General features: G+C 71.4%; 15 protein-coding genes and 1 tRNA gene. 8 read left to right on the top strand and 8 right to left on the bottom strand.

The genetic code is table 11. The features are described 5' to 3' along the window. Window positions 1-114: 114 nt before the first annotated feature. The 3 genes from serS to ABZ865_RS18010 all read left to right on the top strand — a co-directional run bounded on the left by serS (window position 115) and on the right by ABZ865_RS18010 (window position 2,659). Window positions 115-1,392 carry a serine--tRNA ligase gene (serS, locus tag ABZ865_RS18020; RefSeq protein WP_361230971.1) on the top strand — a complete coding sequence of 426 codons (1,278 nt, stop codon included), beginning with the start codon at window positions 115-117 and terminating at the stop codon, window positions 1,390-1,392. Continuing rightward, window positions 1,389-2,192, top strand: a complete 804-nt coding sequence (locus ABZ865_RS18015; RefSeq protein WP_361230969.1) for an HAD family hydrolase — start codon at window positions 1,389-1,391, stop codon at window positions 2,190-2,192. Before serS ends, ABZ865_RS18015 begins: the two co-directional genes overlap by 4 nt. A 65-nt stretch (window positions 2,193-2,257) precedes the next feature. Continuing rightward, on the top strand, window positions 2,258-2,659 hold the full coding sequence (locus ABZ865_RS18010; protein ID WP_361230967.1) for a hypothetical protein: 402 nt from the start codon (window positions 2,258-2,260) through the stop codon (window positions 2,657-2,659). A 131-nt stretch (window positions 2,660-2,790) separates the two neighbouring features. Here ABZ865_RS18010 and ABZ865_RS18005 read toward each other — a convergent pair. The 6 genes from ABZ865_RS18005 to ABZ865_RS17980 form a co-directional block, all read right to left on the bottom strand. Then, window positions 2,791-2,875, bottom strand: a tRNA-Ser gene (locus ABZ865_RS18005). 263 nt (window positions 2,876-3,138) lie between these two features. Beyond that, window positions 3,139-3,381, bottom strand: coding sequence for a hypothetical protein (locus tag ABZ865_RS18000; RefSeq protein ID WP_361230965.1), 243 nt, complete (start codon window positions 3,379-3,381; stop codon window positions 3,139-3,141). Window positions 3,382-3,479: 98 nt separating this feature from the next. Next, window positions 3,480-4,199, bottom strand: coding sequence for an ABC transporter permease (locus tag ABZ865_RS17995; protein ID WP_361230962.1), 720 nt, complete (start codon window positions 4,197-4,199; stop codon window positions 3,480-3,482). A 10-nt stretch (window positions 4,200-4,209) separates the two neighbouring features. Then, a complete protein-coding gene (locus ABZ865_RS17990) occupies window positions 4,210-5,121 on the bottom strand; it encodes an ABC transporter ATP-binding protein (protein WP_361230960.1) in 912 nt (303 codons plus the stop codon). Further along, on the bottom strand, window positions 5,118-6,035 hold the full coding sequence (locus ABZ865_RS17985; protein ID WP_361230958.1) for an ABC transporter permease: 918 nt from the start codon (window positions 6,033-6,035) through the stop codon (window positions 5,118-5,120). The genes ABZ865_RS17990 and ABZ865_RS17985 overlap by 4 nt, the downstream gene beginning before the upstream one ends. After that, a complete protein-coding gene (locus ABZ865_RS17980) occupies window positions 6,025-7,002 on the bottom strand; it encodes an ABC transporter ATP-binding protein (RefSeq protein ID WP_361231211.1) in 978 nt (325 codons plus the stop codon). Before ABZ865_RS17980 ends, ABZ865_RS17985 begins: the two co-directional genes overlap by 11 nt. A gap of 266 nt (window positions 7,003-7,268) precedes the next feature. On the opposite strand from ABZ865_RS17980, the gene ABZ865_RS17975 reads away from it, so the two are divergent. The 5 genes from ABZ865_RS17975 to ABZ865_RS17955 all read left to right on the top strand — a co-directional run bounded on the left by ABZ865_RS17975 (window position 7,269) and on the right by ABZ865_RS17955 (window position 12,758). Continuing rightward, the gene (locus tag ABZ865_RS17975) at window positions 7,269-8,111 is read left to right on the top strand and encodes a M24 family metallopeptidase (protein ID WP_361230956.1); all 843 of its coding nucleotides are present in this window, start codon (window positions 7,269-7,271) and stop codon (window positions 8,109-8,111) included. Continuing rightward, on the top strand, window positions 8,108-9,862 hold the full coding sequence (locus ABZ865_RS17970) for an SDR family oxidoreductase (RefSeq protein ID WP_361230954.1): 1,755 nt from the start codon (window positions 8,108-8,110) through the stop codon (window positions 9,860-9,862). The genes ABZ865_RS17975 and ABZ865_RS17970 overlap by 4 nt, the downstream gene beginning before the upstream one ends. Window positions 9,863-10,142: 280 nt before the next feature. Further along, window positions 10,143-10,691, top strand: coding sequence for an RNA 2'-phosphotransferase (locus ABZ865_RS17965; RefSeq protein WP_361230952.1), 549 nt, complete (start codon window positions 10,143-10,145; stop codon window positions 10,689-10,691). A gap of 120 nt (window positions 10,692-10,811) precedes the next feature. Next, window positions 10,812-11,714 carry an LLM class flavin-dependent oxidoreductase gene (locus tag ABZ865_RS17960; protein ID WP_361230950.1) on the top strand — a complete coding sequence of 301 codons (903 nt, stop codon included), beginning with the start codon at window positions 10,812-10,814 and terminating at the stop codon, window positions 11,712-11,714. A gap of 117 nt (window positions 11,715-11,831) precedes the next feature. After that, window positions 11,832-12,758 carry a Cof-type HAD-IIB family hydrolase gene (locus ABZ865_RS17955; protein ID WP_361230948.1) on the top strand — a complete coding sequence of 309 codons (927 nt, stop codon included), beginning with the start codon at window positions 11,832-11,834 and terminating at the stop codon, window positions 12,756-12,758. A 96-nt stretch (window positions 12,759-12,854) separates the two neighbouring features. Here ABZ865_RS17955 and cydD read toward each other — a convergent pair whose 3' ends face one another. After that, window positions 12,855-16,466, bottom strand: a complete 3,612-nt coding sequence (gene cydD, locus ABZ865_RS17950) for a thiol reductant ABC exporter subunit CydD (RefSeq protein WP_361230946.1) — start codon at window positions 16,464-16,466, stop codon at window positions 12,855-12,857. Window positions 16,467-16,526: 60 nt separating this feature from the next. Further along, a complete protein-coding gene (cydB, locus tag ABZ865_RS17945; RefSeq protein WP_361230944.1) occupies window positions 16,527-17,531 on the bottom strand; it encodes a cytochrome d ubiquinol oxidase subunit II in 1,005 nt (334 codons plus the stop codon).

The following is a 17,531-nucleotide window of genomic DNA, read 5'->3' as shown; positions in this document are numbered from 1 at the left end:
CGGTCTTTATTGACCTTGCCCGACACTCTGCGCAATTGCCTCATAACGCCACGTGCGGTGCGAGTCGCAATAGTGAGTCGTGGCCTGCGAGCCCGCAACGGTAGCCTTGGCCTCGTGATTGACCTTCGCCTGCTCCGTGAGGACCCCGACCGTGTGCGCGCGTCCCAGCGTGCCCGTGGAGAGGACGTCGCGCTCGTCGACTCCCTCCTGTCTGCCGACGAGCGGCGCAGGTCCTCCGGCGTCCGCTTCGACGAGCTGCGTGCCGAGCAGAAGCAGCTCGGCAAGCTGATCCCCAAGGCCTCCGCCGACGAGAAGGCCGAGCTGCTGGCGCGTGCCGAGCAGCTGAAGGCCGACGTCAAGGCCGCCGACGCCGAGCGCGACGCGGCCGACGCCGAGACCCAGCAGCTGCTGCTCCGGCTCGGCAACCTCGTCCACCCCGACGTCCCCGTCGGCGGCGAGGAGGACTTCGTCACGTTGGAGACGCACGGCACCATCCGCGACTTCGGCGCCGAGGGCTTCGAGCCCAAGGACCACCTGGAGCTGGGCCAGATCCTCGGCGCGATCGACGTCGAGCGCGGCGCCAAGGTCTCCGGCTCCCGCTTCTACTTCCTCACCGGCGTCGGCGCCCTGCTGGAGCTGGCCCTGGTGAACGCGGCGATCGCGCAGGCCACCGAGGCCGGCTTCACGCCGATGCTGACCCCGGCGCTGGTGCGCCCGCAGTCCATGGCCGGCACCGGCTTCCTCGGCCAGGCGGCCCAGGACGTCTACCACCTCGACAAGGACGACCTGTACCTGGTCGGCACCTCCGAGGTCCCGCTGGCGGCGTACCACATGGACGAGATCATCGACGCCGACCGGCTGCCGCTGCGCTACGCGGGCTTCTCCCCGTGCTTCCGCCGCGAGGCCGGCTCGCACGGCAAGGACACGCGCGGCATCTTCCGCGTGCACCAGTTCGACAAGGTCGAGATGTTCTCCTACGTCGCTCCGGAGGACTCGCAGGAGGAGCACAAGCGCCTGCTGGAGTGGGAGAAGCAGTGGCTGACCTCGCTGGAGCTGCCGTTCCGCGTCATCGACGTCGCCTCCGCCGACCTCGGCGCCTCGGCCTCCCGTAAGTACGACTGCGAGGCGTGGATCCCGACCCAGGGCAAGTACCGCGAGCTGACCTCGACCTCGGACTGCACCGAGTTCCAGTCCCGCCGGCTGCAGATCCGCGTCCGCGACGGCAAGCAGGTCAAGCCGCTGGCCACGCTCAACGGCACGCTGTGCGCCGTACCGCGCACGATCGTGGCGATCCTGGAGAACCACCAGCAGGCCGACGGCTCGGTGTACGTGCCCAAGGTGCTGCGCCCGTACCTGGGCGGCCGGGAGGTCCTGGAGCCGGTCGCCAAGTGACCGCCGGCTTCCCTTACAAGCTGATCGCCACCGACCTCGACGGAACGCTCCTGCGCTCCGACGAGTCGGTCTCGCAGCGCACCCGTGAGGCGCTCGCCGCGGCCACCGCGGCGGGCGCCGCGCACATCGTCGTCACCGGCCGCGCGGCCCCCTGGACCCGGCACATCCTCGACGACCTCGGCTACGAGGGCCTCGCCGTCTGCGGCCAGGGCGCCCAGGTGTACGACGCCGGGCAGCACCGCCTGCTGACGTCCGTGACCCTGGACCGGCAGCTGGCGGGCGTGGCCCTGGCGAAGATCGAGGCCGAGACGGGCCCGCTGTACCTGGCGGCGAGCCAGGACGGCCTGGACGGCGAGGTGCTGGTGGGGCCGGGTTACGCGGTCACGGGGCACCTCCCCGCCACGCCCTTCACGGACGCGTCCGACCTGTGGTCGGCACCCCTGAACAAGATCTACATCCAGCATCCGACGCTGAGCGACGACGAGCTGGTGGAGGTCGCCCGCCGGGCGGCCGGCGGTTTCGTCACGGTCGCCCTGGCGGGCGCGGGCATCGTGGAACTGCTGCCCCTCGGCCTCTCCAAGGCCACAGGCCTGTCCCTCGCGGCCCGCCGCCTGGGACTCAAGGCAGCCGACACGATCGCCTTCGGCGACATGCCCAACGACGTCCCGATGTTCGCCTGGGCCTCCCACGGCGTCGCCATGGCCAACGCCCACGAGGAACTGCGTGCGGTCGCCGACGAGGTGACGGCCTCCAACGAAGAGGACGGCATCGCCCTGGTCCTGGAACGCCTGCTGCTCTGAGCTGCCGTGAGCTGCCCTGAGGACGCACGGGGGTTCGCCGAGGGCCACTGCTACATTCGGCGGCCATGCGATCACGCGAGTACGACCTCGACTTCCGCGACCGCGCCTCCCGGACACGCGCCTGGGGCATCGCCCTGCTGGCCGTCGCGGGCCTGCTGTGGATCTGGTGCGCCGTCCTCCTGCTCACGCCGTACGACGTCGACCGGCACCCCGGCGACCAGTACCCCGACCACTGCGAGCCCCGTCTCCTGACCGACCGCGGCACCGCCAACGAGGGCCTCTACAAGGGCGACTACTGTGCCGACGAACGCGACTGGCCCGAGGCCCTCACCGTCCTGGGCCTCTCGATCCCGGCCTCGACCGCCGGCGTGGCCCTGTTCACCACAGGCACCCTGAGCCGCCGAATGAGCGCCCACGCGGAAGCGATGCGAGAACTGGACAGAATCGCAGACGAACGCGGCGTCTGAACGACGGAACCGACACCGCCGCCGAGGGCAGACAGCCGACCGCAAGGCATACCGCCAGCCGCATACCGGGGTGCCTCTTCTGGCATACCCCCAGCCCTGAATCCCGGCCAAGTCCCAGTGACAACGTCTCGCGGAGGATGCACGGATCGAACGTGCGCGGGGTCACCCCCGACCTTGGCTTAGCAAGCCAGTGCCTTACCACTCGGCCAATCCTCCGGGTGGGCGGCCCACGCGAGAGCGACATCGCGTGCTCGAAGCGGCCGCCCCGGGCAGTTCCCGTGGCTCTGCGGAGCGGTAACGGCTACTCCGGAGCCGGCCTCGGACTGCCCTGTCGGGAGCCGGGCGTACTGCCGTGCATCGACATCGCCCTGCTCCTCTCCCAGAATGCGGCGCCGGGACACTCCCGGCGGATGGGGCACAACCACTCTGCCCCGCCGCCGAGTTGGGCGCCACCGAATTAACCGGCGCCCACAACCGCCCTACCGGCGGCGCCACCTGCGCCGACGCGCCTTGCTGAAGAACCAGCCCGCCGGCGGCTCGTCGGAGCGCCATGGCTGCGGCTCCGGTTCCTCGGCGCGCCAGCGCGCGGCGAGCATCCGGGCCCGGGCGGACGGCTCGGAGGTCTCGGCGGACCGCATGAAGGCCTCGTCCAGGACCAGCTCGTCCCAGACATCACCGTCGGTCCGCCCGCGGGCACCGTGCTGCGGCGTCTCCTCTGCCATCTCTGCGGCCTCCCAGACCTGCCTCGACCCCTAGCCAGATGTCTGCTTTATCCAGTGTGTCCGGACCGAGGTGAAGCCCCCGTCAAGGCCGGGGCCGGTCACTCCTCGCCGGCGAGCGTCAGCGACCGCAGCTTCTGGCCGGCGTACCAGGTGGCGAGCACGGTGACCGCGACCAGCAGCACCGTCGCCGTGGGCAGTCCGACGTCCGAGGTCACCAGGTCTCCGCCGGCCACTTTGTGGGCGACGGCGAGCGACCACTGCTGGACGCTGAGGGTGCGTGCGCCGGACACCAGGGAGCCGAACAGGGCCTCCCAGACGAGTGCGTAGACGAGACCGAACACCACCGCGTGCCGGGACACCGTGCCGAGCAGCAGGAACATCGCCGCGTAGGCGATCGAGGCGACCAGTGCGGCCACGGTGTAGGCGACGGCGATCTGCTGCCCGTTGCCGTTGAGGATGAGGCCCGCGACGAGCGTCGGCAGGGCCGAGAACACCATCGTCACGGCGATCGCCACGATCAGCTTGGTGAAGATGATCGTCGGCCGCTTCACCGGCTTGGCCAGCAGGTACACCACCGAACCGTCGTCGATCTCCGGCCCGATCGCGCCCGTGCCCGCGATGACGCCGATGATCGGCACCATCGTGGCGAGCGCGAGCCCGCCCAGCAGGTCGGAGGCCGTCTGGTCGTCGGCACCCGCGAGACCGCGGACGACGACGGAGATCGCGATCAGCAGGACGGGCAGGGCGCCCAGGATGAGGGCTCGGCGGCGGCCGAGCAGGGCCCGGTAGGTGAGCCGGGCGACTGTGGGGTCGTACATCTTCGGCCTCCTACGCCGCGACCAGGTACGAGAAGACGGACTCGAGGGACTCGTCGGACGGCGAGACCGTGAGCAGCCGGATGCCGTGGTCGCGGGCGACCTTGGGCAGCAGGGCGGTGAAGCGGCCGAAGTCGACGGCCTGAATGCGCAGCGCGCCCTCGGTGACGTCCACCTCGATGCCGGACGTCGACGGGTCGGCGATCAGCGCGGCCGCGAGAGCGCGGTCGTCGCTGGAGCGCACCAGGTAGCGGTGCGGGCGGTCGGTCATCAGGCGGCGGATCCTGCGGAAGTCACCGCTGGCCGCATGCCGTCCGGCGACGACGACCTCGATGTGCCAGGCGAGCTGTTCGACCTCTTCGAGGATGTGGGACGAGAACAGCACCGTGCGGCCCTCGTCGCCCATCCGCCGCAGCAGCTCCATGAGCTGCATGCGCTGGCGCGGGTCCATGCCGTTGAAGGGCTCGTCCAGCAGGAGCAGCGACGGGTCGTGCACCAGGGCGCTCGCCATTTTCACGCGCTGGCGCATGCCCTTGGAGTACGTGGAGATCTTGCGGTCCTGCGCGTACTCCATCTCGACCGTGGCGAGGGCCCGTTGGGCGGCCTTCGCGCCCAGGCCGTGCAACTCGGCGTTGGCGACGACGAATTCGCGTCCGGTGAGGAAGTCGTACATCGCCTCGCGCTCGGGGACGATGCCGATGTGCTGGTAGATGGCCTCGTTGCGCCACACCGGCTGCCCGTCCAGGGTGACCGTGCCGGTGGAGGGGGCGAGGAAGCCGCCCATCATGTTGATGAGGGTGGACTTTCCGGCGCCGTTCGGGCCGAGCAGGCCGGTGACGCCGGGGCCGATGGTCATGGTGATGTCGTTGACGGCGACCACGTTGCCGAACCAGCGGGAGACGTGGTCGATGCTCAGCGTGGTCACAGGCCCACCTTCTTGTAGCGGCGGATGAGGAGGCCGTAGCAGGCGGCGACGAGGCCCAGGACGACGAGCACGTAGACCACGCCCTCCCCCTTCGTGGGACCGATCCCGCCGGGATACGACGAGGTCGCGCCGAGGAACGCGGACTGGACTCCGTCGATCAGCGTGACGGGCGAGAAGAGGCCGATCCACGGGATGGCGTTCGTGCTGTTCTGCGTCTCGGCGATGGCCTGGAGCGTGGAGACCGCCCCGTAGGAGATCGTCATGACGGCGATGACGGCCGCGATGCCGAAGCCGCGGCGCGGGGTGACCGAGGCGATGACCAGGCCGATGCCGGCGAAGAGCAGCGAGAGCAGCACCACGGAGACGACTCCCTGCGCGAATCCCTCGGTCTGGTCGGCGAAGTCGAGCTTGGCCAGCAGCGCGCCGATGTAGAGCACGAGCAGCGGGGCCGCGGTGAGGACGAACAGCGCGGAGGCCAGCGCCGCGTACTTCGCGCGCACGTAGTCGGCGGTCTCGATCGGCCGCGAGAAGTACAGCGGCACGGTCTTGAAGCGCAGGTCGCGCGAGACGGACTGGGGAGCCTGCGAGGCGACGTACAGGCTGATGACGGCCTGCATGATGATCGCGTAGCGGGTGTAGTCGACGGGCAGGTCCTTCGCCTTCGTGGCTACCGCGACGGCGACCATGATGGCGGCCGGCACGCACATCACCACGAACAGCAGCATCGGCAGCACCTTGGACTTGACCGAGCGGCCGAGGCCGTAGGAGCCGCGCAGGGACTGCGAGTAGAGGGAGCGGGTGGCGTAGGAGCGGCCGAGGCGGGGGCCGTCGTAATTGCGGTAGCCGATGTCGTGGATGCGGGTCTGGTCACCCGACGGCGCGACAGGTGTCCGCATGGGCTGCTCAACGGCCATGGCCGACCGCCTCCTTCCGCTGCTCTTCCTCGCTCCGGTCTTCCTCGCTCGTGAAGACCTCCGAGATGTGGTGCCGGCGCTGCTCCATGCGCACCAGGCCGAGGCCCAGGTCGGCGACGACGTCGCGCACCAGGTCGTACGTCTCCTCGCCCTGCGCGGTCAGCAGCAGGATGTGGCCGGCGCCCGGCAGGCCGCTGCCGGCCTCGACGGTCACCCCGCGCGCGTGGAGCGCCTCGCGGACCGCGTGGGTGCCGTCCGGGTGCTCGTCGCTGTCGGTGACCTCGATCGCGAGCGTCGTCGTGGTCTGGGTGAAGTCCGTGGTGGAGCTGGAGCGCAGCAGCTTGCCGCCGTCGATGACGACGACGTGGTCGCAGGTGCGCTCCAGTTCGCCCAGCAGATGGGAGGTGACCAGGACCGAGATGCCGAAGTCGGTGTGGATGCGGCGGATCAGGCCGAGCATCTCGTCGCGGCCGACCGGGTCGAGGCCGTTGGTCGGCTCGTCCAGGAAGACCAGCTTCGGGTCGTGCACCAGCGCCTGGGCGAGCTTCACGCGCTGCTTCATGCCGGTCGAGTAGCCGCCGATGGGGCGGTAGCGCTCCTCGTACAGACCGACATGGCGCAGGGTGTCCGCGGTGCGCTCGCGCGCGGCGGTGGGCGGCAGGCCGGACATGCGCGCCATGTGGACGACGAACTCGGTGGCCGAGACGTCGGGCGGCAGGCAGTCGTGCTCCGGCATGTAGCCCACGCGTTCGCGGATGTCGGCGCCCTTGGTGGCGACGTCGAGGCCGAGCACCTCGGCGCGGCCCTCCGTGGCGGGGGACAGACCCAGCAGGATCTTGATGAGGGTGGACTTGCCGGCGCCGTTGGCGCCGACGATTCCGGTCACACCGGGTCCGATGTCCACGGACAGCCGGTCGAGCGCGGTCACCCGGGGGAACCGCTTGCTCAGGCTTTCGGTCGCGATCACAGTCACGCCTTCGACGGTAGTGACCAAGACCACGCCAGTCGTCAGACCTCAGAGCCGTCTTCGCGTCAGTCTCGAGTATTACGGGCTCCTGCGCGGGGCCCTAAGGGACGCCCTGCGGGCCATCCCCGCCGGGCGTTGTCCAGGGCCCTTGATCCCGACCCTTGGTCCCGACCCTTGATCCCGCCTATTGACGCCGCCTCTAACAACTGCGACATTCACCAGTGTCAAGTTACGGACGCGTACCGCAGTCGACGGGACGGGGCGGGATGACGACGGCAGTGAACAGCGAACTCTCCGTGGAACTGCGAGGGTTCAGGCAGGTGCAGCGCCTCGCCTACGAGTGCGCGGAGGCCGTCGCGGCCCGCCTGGAGCCGGGCGTGACCGAGCGCGAGGCGGCGCGGATGCAGCGGGAGTGGCTGCGCGAGCGCGGGGTGCGGGACTGGTTCCACCTCCCCTTCGCCTGGTTCGGCGACCGCACGGCATTCGTGAACTTCCGCATCCCGCTGCAGTTCTTCCCGACCGACCGCGCCCTGGAGCCCGGGATGCCCTTCATCCTGGACATGGCCCCGGTCTACGAGGGCTGTGTCGCCGACATCGGCTACTCGGGCTCGCTCGGCCTCAACCCGGTGCAGGACCGGCTGATGGCCGATCTGGAGGCGCACCGCGAGCTGATCCTGCGCGAGGTGCGCGAGCGGCGCCCGCTGCGCGAGATCTACGAGGACGTGGACCGGCTCATGGTCCGCCAGGGCTACGCCAACCGGCACCGGGCCTACCCCTTCGGAGTGATCGCCCACAAGGTGGACCGGGTCAGGCCGCGGCGCTTCTCGCCGCATCTGTTCGGGTTCGGCACGCAGTCCCTGAAGGGACTCGCGAGCGACGCGCTGCACGGCCACCGCGAGGGCTGGTCGCCCCTGTGGTCGCCGTACCGCTTCTCCGACCACCCGCCGCAGCCGGGCCTGTGGGCGGTCGAACCCCACCTCGGCTTCCGGGGCACGGGCGCGAAGTTCGAGGAGATCCTGGTGGTCACCGACTCCCGGGACCCCGAGGAGAGCGCCTTCTGGCTGGACGACGATCTGCCGCACGTGCGGCGCTGGGCGGAGGACAAGTGACGCTGAAGGGCGCGCGTGAGCGCTGGGTGCGGACCGGCGGGATCGAGCTGTGCGTGGCCGAGCTGGGCGATCCCGGACAGCCGACGGTAGTGCTGGTGCACGGCTACCCGGACAGCAAGGAGGTCTGGTCGGAGGTCGCCGTCCGGCTCGCCGACCGCTTCCACGTCGTCCTCTACGACGTCCGGGGCCACGGCCGCTCCACGGCACCCCAGCCGCTGCGCGGCGGCTTCACCCTCGCCAAGCTCACCGACGACTTCCTGGCCGTCATCGACGCGGTCAGCCCGGACCGCCCGGTGCACCTCGTCGGGCACGACTGGGGCTCGGTGCAGTCCTGGGAGTTCGTGACGGTGGGCCGCACGGAGGGCCGTATCGCCTCCTTCACCTCGATGTCCGGCCCGTCCCTCGACCACTTCGGGCACTGGATCAACGCGCGCGTGAAGCGCCCCACGCCCCGCCGAGTGGGACAGCTCCTCGGCCAGGGCGCCAAGTCCTGGTACGTGTACCTGCTGCACACGCCCGCCCTCCCGGAGCTGGCCTGGCGCGGCCCCCTCGGCAGGCGCTGGCCGAAGATCCTCCAGCGGGTCGAGAAGGTCCCCGCCGGCGACTACCCGACCGCCTCCCTGCCCACCGACGCGGCGCACGGCGCCTGGCTGTACCGGGACAACGTGCGCGCCCGGCTGCTCCGTCCCCGCCCGGACGCGCACGCACACGCGCCCGTGCAGCTCATCACGCCCCAGGGAGACGCGTTCCTGTCGGAGCGGCTCTACGACGACCTGGAGCGGTGGGTCCCGCGGCTCACCCGGCGCACGCTTCCGGCCAAGCACTGGATCCCGCGCACGCGCCCCGACCAACTGGCCGACTGGATCGAGGAATTCGTGACCACCATCGAGGGAGGCCACACCGAGGTGAAGGCCACCGGCCGCCATGCCGACCGTTTCGGCGGGCAGTTGGTGCTCGTCACCGGCGCGGGCAGCGGCATCGGACGGGCGACCGCGTTCGCCTTCGCGGAGGCCGGCGCGCGCGTGGTGGCCGTCGACCGCGACGCGGAGGCCGCCGTCCGCACCGCCGAACTGTCCCGCCTGGTCGGCGCGTCCGAGGCCTGGGCGGAGACGGCCGACGTCTCCGACGAGCAGGCCATGGAGAAGCTCGCCGAAAAGGTCCACCGCGAGTACGGCGTGGTGGACGTGCTGATCAACAACGCGGGCATCGGCCTGTCCGGCTCCTTCTTCACCACCACGTCCGACGACTGGCGCAAGGTCCTGGACGTCAACCTGTGGGGTGTCATCCATGGTTGCCGCCTCTTCGGTGCGCGCATGGCCGAGCGCGGCCAGGGCGGCCACATCGTCAACATCGCGTCGGCGGCGGCCTATCAGCCCTCCCGCGCGCTGCCCGCCTACAGCACGTCCAAGGCGGCAGTGTTGATGCTCTCCGAGTGCCTGCGCGCCGAACTCGCCTCCCAGGACATCGGAGTTACCGCCGTCTGCCCCGGCTTCGTCAACACCAACATCACCTCCACGGCCCGCTTCACCGGCGTCGACGAAGAAGAGGCCCGCCGTCGCCAGAAGCGCTCCGCCCGCCTGTACGGTCTGCGCAACTACCCACCGGAGAAGGTCGCCGACGCCGTCCTCGACGCGATCGTCCGCAACACGGCGGTGGCACCGGTGACGCCGGAGGCCCGAGGCGCCCACTTCATGTCCCGCTTCATGCCTGGGGTGTTGCGAGGGATCGCCCGGGTGGAACCCAAGCTCTGACCGGAGTTGTGGCCGGGTGTGGGTTGCCAGACTCCGCCCGGCCTCGAACTCCCGTCGGATGCTGGCGGGTTGGACCGTCCTGTCTCTCCAGCCTCTCAAAGCACCAAAGTTGGCGAACACACTCAATTCGCCTGTCAGTTGTCCACACAATCGCCAAATCCCCCGTGGATAACCGCACTTGCTTGTGGATCAAACCTCGGATCGTAAATAACCTGCGTGATCCGCGTCTCTCCCTCACCCTGGTGATGTGAAAGAAGGAACAGAAGGAAAAGAAGGAGAGATGGACGACAGGCGCACCGTGAAGGTGTCGAAGTACCTCTCGAAGCACCTGCGCCACCAGCCCGAACGCATCGGCCTCACGCTCGACGAGGCCGGCTGGGTCGAGATCGACACCCTGATCGCCGCGGCCACCGCCCACGGCTTCCGGTTCACGCGCGAGGAGCTCGACCACGTGGTGGCCGTCAACGACAAGCGGCGGTTCGCGATCGAGGGCACCAGGATCCGCGCCAGCCAGGGCCACAGCATCGAGGTCGACCTCGGCCTGCCCCCGGCCACCCCGCCGGCGTACCTCTACCACGGCACCGTCGCCCGCAGCCTGGACACGATCCGCGCCGAGGGCCTCAGGCCCATGAGCAGGCACGACGTCCATCTGTCGGCGGACCGCGAGACCGCGACCCGGGTGGGCGCCCGGCGCGGCCGTCCCGTCATCCTCACCGTGGACGCGGGCGCCATGCACCGCGACGGCCATGTCTTCCACGTCAGCGCGAACGGCGTCTGGCTGACCCGGGCCGTACCGCCCCGCTACCTGCGCTTCCCCGGCCCGCACTGACCCCTGGCCCGCCCCGTGTGGCCTTGCCCGTGGGCCTCGCTCCGCCTCGCGCCGTGGCCGTCCGGCCCCGCTCCGTGACCGTTTCGTCCGTTGTCCGAGGCGCCCCGTACTCTCGGACCCATGAGTCTGCGACTGAGCGCCGTCATCCTGCCGTACCGCCGCTGGAGCGAAGGCGGCCGTTCGGCCTGGGTGCGGGCCGAGCAGCTCGGTTTCCACACCGCGTACACCTACGACCACCTGTCCTGGCGCAGCTTCCGCGACGGCCCCTGGTTCGGCGCCGTACCCACGCTGACCGCCGCCGCTGCCGCCACCGAGCGGCTCCGCCTCGGCACGCTGGTCACCTCCCCGAACTTCCGGCACCCGGTGACCCTCGCCAAGGAGCTGATCTCCCTGGACGACATCTCCGGCGGCCGGATCACCCTCGGCATCGGCGCGGGCGGCACCGGCTTCGACGCGACCGCCCTCGGCCAGGAGCCGTGGACACCGCGCGAACGCGCCGACCGGTTCGCCGAGTTCGTGCCTCTGCTCGACCGGCTGCTCACCGAGGACGCGGTGACCTACGAGGGCCGGTTCTACTCGGCGCACGAAGCGCGCAACATCCCCGGCTGTGTGCAGCGCCCCCGGCTGCCCTTCGCAGTGGCGGCCACCGGCCCGCGCGGCCTGAGGCTCGCCGCCCGGCACGGGCAGGCGTGGGTCACCACCGGGGACCCGAAGCTGTACGAGAACGGCACCCCGGAGCAGTCCGTCGAGGCGCTGCGCGGACAGTTGGGCAAGCTGTCCGCGGCGTGCGCCGAGGCCGGCCGGGACGTGGCGGAGCTGGACAAGGTGCTGCTCACCGGGTTCACCCCGGACCGCGGCAGGCCGCTCGAGTCCCTGGACGCCTTCGTGGACTTCGCGGGCCGCCACCGGGAGCTGGGCTTCACCGAGATCGTGATCCACTGGCCCATCCCGGACTCCGACTTCGCCGCGGACGAGAAGGTCTTCGAGCGGATCGCCATGGAGGCGCTCGCCCAACTGCCGTGACGGTCGCGGACGGGCTGCGGGACGCTCGCTGACTCGCCGCGTGACGAGTCGTGGACTCGCCGCCGTGACGAATCCGTCGACTCATATGTGCGGAGTCCCGCACGGTCGTGCTGGCATATGCGCGAGAATGGCCGGGTGACCTCAGCGACCAGACAGCCCGGGACTCCGGCCGCCCCCAAGCTCTCGACCTCGCTCGAACAGGGAACCACCACCGGCCCACCGCCGCGACTGATCGCCACCGACCTCGACGGAACGTTGCTGCGCGACGACAAGTCGGTCTCCCCGAGAACCGTCGCCGCGCTGGCCGCCGCCGAGGAGGCGGGCATCGAGGTCTTCTTCGTCACCGGCCGCCCGGCCCGCTGGATGAACGTCGTCAGCGACCACGTGCACGGCCACGGCCTGGCGATCTGCGGCAACGGCGCCGCCGTGGTCGACCTGCACGGCGGCCCCGGCTCCCACCGGTTCGTGAAGGTGCGCGAGCTGGCCAGAGAGAACGCGCTGACCACCGTACGGCTGCTGCGCGAGGCGGCGCCGGGCACGGTGTTCGCGGTCGAGCAGACGTACGGCTTCCACCAGGAGCCGGACTATCCCAAGCTGCACATGGAGATACCGGACAACCTCCTGCCCGCCGAGGCCCTCCTCGCGCCGGACGGCCCGGACGCCGACCAGCCCGTGCTCAAGATCCTCGCCTACCACCCCGACCTCGACCCCGACGCCTTCCTCACGCTCGCCCGCCTCGCGATCGGCGAGCACGCCAACGTCACCCGTTCCAGCCCCAGCGCCCTGCTGGAAGTCAGCGGCCCCGGCGTCTCCAAGGCCAGCACGCTGGAGCTGTGCTGCGCCGAGCGCGGCATCTCGCCCGAGGAGGTCGTGGCCTTCGGCGACATGCCCAACGACGTCGAGATGCTGACCTGGGCCGGCCGGTCGTACGCGATGGGCAACGCCCACCCCGCCGTCGTCGCCGCCGCCTCCGGCCGTACGGTCGCCAACAACGAGGACGGGGTCGCGGTCGTCATCGAGCGTCTGCTCGCCGACCGCCCCTGACCCCGATCCGCCGGCACGGACCTGCCTCGATCCGCCGGCACGGGCCTGCCTCGATCCGTGGGCACGGACCTGCCTCGATCCGCGGGGGCGGTGCTGTCACACCGCCCCCACCAGCGACTCCGCCTCCGCCTCCCGTCGCGCCATCGTGCGCAGCGGTCCGTCCGCCGCGACCAGCTCCGCGTACGGGCCCCGCTGCACCACCCGGCCCGCGTCCAGGACGACGACCTCGTCGACGGCGGAGAGCCCCGCGAGCCGGTGGGTGATCAGCAGGGTCGTACGGCCCTCGGTCGCGGCCAGCAGGTCCGCGGTGAGCGCGTCGGCCGTCGGCAGGTCCAGATGCTCGGCGGGCTCGTCCAGGACCAGCACCGGGAAGTCGGCGAGCAGCGCGCGGGCGAGTGCGAGGCGCTGCCGCTGGCCGCCGGAGAGCCGGGCCCCGTGCTCGCCGACGTGCGTGTCCAGGCCGTAGGGCAGGCCTTCCACCCACTCCAGCAGCCGGGCCCGGGCCAGCGCGTCGAGCAGGTCGGCCTCAGTGGCGTCCTTCCGCGCGATCAGCAGGTTCTCGCGCACGGTGCTGTCGAAGAGGTGCGCGTCCTGGGCGCACAGTCCGACGAGCCGTCGTACGTCGTCGCCGTCCAGCGCGTCCGCCGCCACCCCGGCGAGCGTGTACGTACCCGCGCTCGGGTCGAGGAAGCGCAGCAGCACCTGGGCGAGGGTCGTCTTGCCCGAGCCGGAGGGGCCGACCACGGCGACGCGCCGGCCCTGCTCCAGCGTGAGGTCGATTCCGGCGAGCGCGTCGCGGTGCTGTCCGTCGTGGCGGGCGGCCAGGTCCCGGACCACGACCGGGAAGGGTGAGGCGGGCGCCTGCCGGGGTCGCTCCGGCTCGTGCACGGGCTCCGGGGCGTCCAGCACCTCGTACACGCGCTCAGCGCTGCGGGCCGTCCGCTGCCGGTGGCGCACGGCGAGCGGCAGCCCGAGGACGGCCTCGAAGGCGGCCAGCGGAGTGAGGACGACCACCGCCATCAGCACTCCGCCGAGCCGGCCCGCGGCCACCGCCTGCGCGCCGAGCAGTGCGGTGGCGGTGACGGTGAGGCCGCACACCAGCGCGGTGAGGCCGTCGCCGAGCGCGGTGGCCCCTGCGGCCCGCGCGGCGATCCGGGTGAGCGTCCCGTCGGCCTCCTGGGCCGCTGCCGTACGGGCCGGGAGGGCACCGGCGACCGTCAGCTCGGCGGTGCCGGTGAGCACGTCGGTCACCCGGGTCGCGAGCACGCCCCGGGCGGGCGCCAGCCGCCGTTCGGTACGCCGGGCCGCCGCCGCGGTGATCAGGGGGACGCCGGCGCCCGCGACGAGCAGGCCGGCAGCGAGCGCGGCCCCGGCCTCGGGGAGCAGCCAGGCGGTGAAGCCGACCGAGGCGGCGGAGACGGCGACCGCGACACCGGCGGGCAGCAGCCAGCGCAGCCAGTAGTCCTGGAAGGCGTCCACGTCGGCGACCAGCCGGGTCAGCAGATCGCCGCGCCGGGTCGTCCGCAGCCCGGCGGGCGCCAGCCGCTCCAGCCGCCGGTAGACGGCGACCCGGGTGTCGGCCAGCATCCGCAGCACGGCGTCGTGGGACACCAGCCGCTCGGCGTACCGGAAGACTGCCCGCCCGATCCCGAAGGTCCGCGTCGCCGTCACGGCCACCATCAGATAGAGCACCGGCGGCTGCTGCGAGGCCCGCGAGATGAGCCATCCGGAGGTCGCCATCAGCCCGACGGCACTGCCGAGGGCCAGCGTCCCGAGCAGCAGCGCGAGGACGAGCCGCCCGCGCCGGGGACCGGCCAGCGCCCGCACGCGCGCGAGGACGCGGCCCTGAGATGCCGTCAGACCCGCATCGGGCTCCTGAGGCTCACCTGCCGCGGGCTTGCGTCGGGCTTCGGCGGGGCCGACCGCTTCGGGAATGCGGGTGCCGGCGGGTTCGGTGAGCGGTGCGCCCGGGGCCACGGGTGCGGCAGGCTCAGGCACGCGCACGTCGGCCGCGGTGGTCACCACCTCGGGGACACGCACGTCCAGCGGGGAAGCCGTGAGCCGGGAGGCGGACGCAGCAGGAAGGCGCAGCCGCACCACCCGGTCCGCCACCTCCAGCAGTGCCGGCCGGTGCACCACCAGCAGCACCGTGCGGCCCATCGCCAGGCGCCGCACCGCCGCCACGACATCGGCCTCGGTCGCCCCGTCCAGCGCGGCCGTCGGCTCGTCCAGCAGCAGCACGGGCCGGTCCGCGAGGAAGGCCCGGGCCAGCGCGAGGCGCTGCCGCTGGCCCGCGGACAGCCCGGCCCCGTCCTCCCCGAGCACCGTGTCGGCACCCTCGGGCAGCGCGTCCACGAACTCCAGCGCTCCGGCGTCCCGCAGCGCCCGGCGTACGGCGGTGTCGTCGGCGTCGGGCCGGGCCAGCCGGACGTTCTCCGCGATGGTGCCGGCGTACAGATGCGGCCGCTGCGGCACCCACGCGATCCGTGACCGCCATTCCCGCAGGTCGAGGTCGGCGAGATCGGCTCCCCCGATCCGCACCCGGCCCTCGGTGGGCCGTACGAACCCGAGCAGCACGTTCAGCAGCGTCGACTTGCCGACGCCGCTCGGTCCGACCAGGGCGACGGTCTCGCCCGGCTCGACGGTCAAGGACACGTCGGTCACGGCGTCCGTGGACCGACCCGGGTAGCGGACCGTCACCGCGTCGAAGGCCATCGCGCCGGTGGGCACCGCCGCGGTGCCGGACGTCGGGATCGGCGTCTCCAGCACGGTGAAGATCTCCTCGGCCGCGGCCAGCCCTTCCGCCGCCGCGTGGTACTGCGCGCCGACCTGGCGCAGCGGCAGATACGCCTCCGGCGCCAGCACCAGGATGACCAGGCCCACGTAGAGGTCCATGTCGCCGTGGACGAGCCGCATGCCGATCGTCACGGCGACCAGTGCGACCGACAGCGTGGCGAGCAGTTCCAGCGCGAAGGAGGAGAGGAAGGCGATCCGCAGGGTCCGCAGGGTGGCCTGGCGGTACTCGCCGGTGATCCTTCGGATGGACTCGGCCTGGGCCTTGGCCCGGCCGAACACCTTCAGCGTGGGCAGGCCCGCGACCACGTCCAGGAAGTGCCCGGACAGCCGGGACAGCAGCCCCCACTGACGGTCCATCCGGGCCTGGGTCGCCCAGCCGATGAGGATCATGAAGAGGGGGATGAGCGGCAGGGTGACGACGATGATCGCCGCCGACATCCAGTCCTCGGTGACGATCCGCGCCAGCACGGCGACCGGGACGACCACCGCGAGCCCCAGTTGCGGGAGGTAGCGCGAGAAGTAGTCGTCCAGGGCGTCGACCCCGCGCGTGGCCAGGGTGACCAGTGAGCCGGTCCGCTGTCCGCTCAGCCACCCGGGACCGAGCGCCGCCGCGCGGTCGAGCAGCCGCTCCCGCAGCTCGGACTTCACGGCCGCGCTGGCCCGGTGGGCCGCGAGTTCGGTCAGCCACGACACCAACCCGCGGCCGCACGCCACGGCAGCCAGCAGCGACAGGGGAGTGACCAGGTCACCGGCGGACCGGCCGTGCTGGAAGGCCCCGACCACCACCTCGGCGATGAGCATCGCCTGAGCGATGACCAGCCCGGCACCGACCCCGCCGAGGGCGATGACCGCCACGAGGAAGAAGCGTGTGGCGCGGGCGTATCGCAGGAGGCGGGGATCGATCGGTTTCACGTGAAACGTGTCCTTCAGTCCCGTGGGGTGCGTTTCACGTGAAACATACCCCTGGCGGTTTCAGTGTGCGGCGTCGGCGATGTGATGCGTACCGATCCGCTTGCGGAACACCCAGTAGGTCCAGCTCTGGTACAGCAGGACGAGCGGTGTGGCGATCCCCGCGCACCAGGTCATGATCTTCAGGGTGTACGGGCTCGACGAGGCGTTGGTGACCGTCAGGCTCCAGCTCGGGTCGAGCGTGGACGGCATGACGTTCGGGAAGAGCGAGAGGAAGAGCATCGCCACGGTGGCCACGATGGTGACTCCGGACAGGGCGAACGCCCATCCCTCGCGCCCGGCCCTGGTGACGACCAGGGCGGCCAGCAGGGCGGCGACCGCCACGATCAGCGCGACCAGGCTCTTGCCGTCCCCGCTGTGGGCCTGCGTCCACAGCAGGAAGCAGACCGCGACGACGGCGGTGACGACACCGACCCGCAGCGCCAGCTTCCGCGCCCGCAGCCGGATGTCCCCGACGGTCTTCAGCGCGGTGAACACCGCCCCGTGGAAGGTGAACAGGGTGAGCGTCACCAGGCCGCCGAGCAGGGCATAGGGGTTGAGCAGATCCGCTACGCCGCCGACGTACTCGAAGTGCCGGTCGATCTTCACGCCCCGCACAATGTTCCCGAAGGCCACGCCCCACAGGAAGGCCGGGAGCAGCGAGGTCCAGAAGATCGCCGTCTCCCAGTTGCGCTGCCAGTTCTCCTCGGGCCGCTTGGCCCGGTACTCGAAGGCCACGCCCCGGACGATCAGGCAGACCAGGATGGCGAGCAGCGGCAGGTAGAAGCCGGAGAAGAGGGTGGCGTACCACTCCGGGAAGGCGGCGAAGGTCGCGCCGCCCGCCGTGAGCAGCCACACCTCGTTGCCGTCCCAGACCGGCCCGATCGTGTTGATCAGTACCCGGCGCTCGGGCCGGTTCCGGGCGAGCAGCTTGGTGAGGATGCCGACCCCGAAGTCGAAGCCCTCCAGGAAGAAGTAGCCGGTCCACAGGACGGCGATCAAGACGAACCAGACGTCGTGAAGGTGCAT

The sequence above is a fragment of the Streptomyces sp. NPDC047085 genome (assembly GCF_040643735.1).
In the GTDB taxonomy this organism is placed as follows: Bacteria; Actinomycetota; Actinomycetes; order Streptomycetales; family Streptomycetaceae; genus Streptomyces.
The sequence above is the reverse complement of the archived record's forward strand: the minus strand, read 5'-3'. Positions and strand labels throughout refer to the sequence as shown.

Coding starts and splice junctions, on each gene's coding strand:
- ABZ865_RS17965 (WP_361230952.1), top strand. CDS start 10,143: ATGGACGACAGGCGCACCGTGAAGGTGTCGAAGTACCTCTCGAAGCAC.
- ABZ865_RS17985 (WP_361230958.1), bottom strand. CDS start 6,035: ATGGCCGTTGAGCAGCCCATGCGGACACCTGTCGCGCCGTCGGGTGAC.
- ABZ865_RS17975 (WP_361230956.1), top strand. CDS start 7,269: ATGACGACGGCAGTGAACAGCGAACTCTCCGTGGAACTGCGAGGGTTC.
- ABZ865_RS17995 (WP_361230962.1), bottom strand. CDS start 4,199: ATGTACGACCCCACAGTCGCCCGGCTCACCTACCGGGCCCTGCTCGGC.
- ABZ865_RS17960 (WP_361230950.1), top strand. CDS start 10,812: ATGAGTCTGCGACTGAGCGCCGTCATCCTGCCGTACCGCCGCTGGAGC.
- ABZ865_RS18000 (WP_361230965.1), bottom strand. CDS start 3,381: ATGGCAGAGGAGACGCCGCAGCACGGTGCCCGCGGGCGGACCGACGGT.
- ABZ865_RS17955 (WP_361230948.1), top strand. CDS start 11,832: ATGCGCGAGAATGGCCGGGTGACCTCAGCGACCAGACAGCCCGGGACT.
- cydB (WP_361230944.1), bottom strand. CDS start 17,531: ATGCACCTTCACGACGTCTGGTTCGTCTTGATCGCCGTCCTGTGGACC.
- ABZ865_RS18010 (WP_361230967.1), top strand. CDS start 2,258: ATGCGATCACGCGAGTACGACCTCGACTTCCGCGACCGCGCCTCCCGG.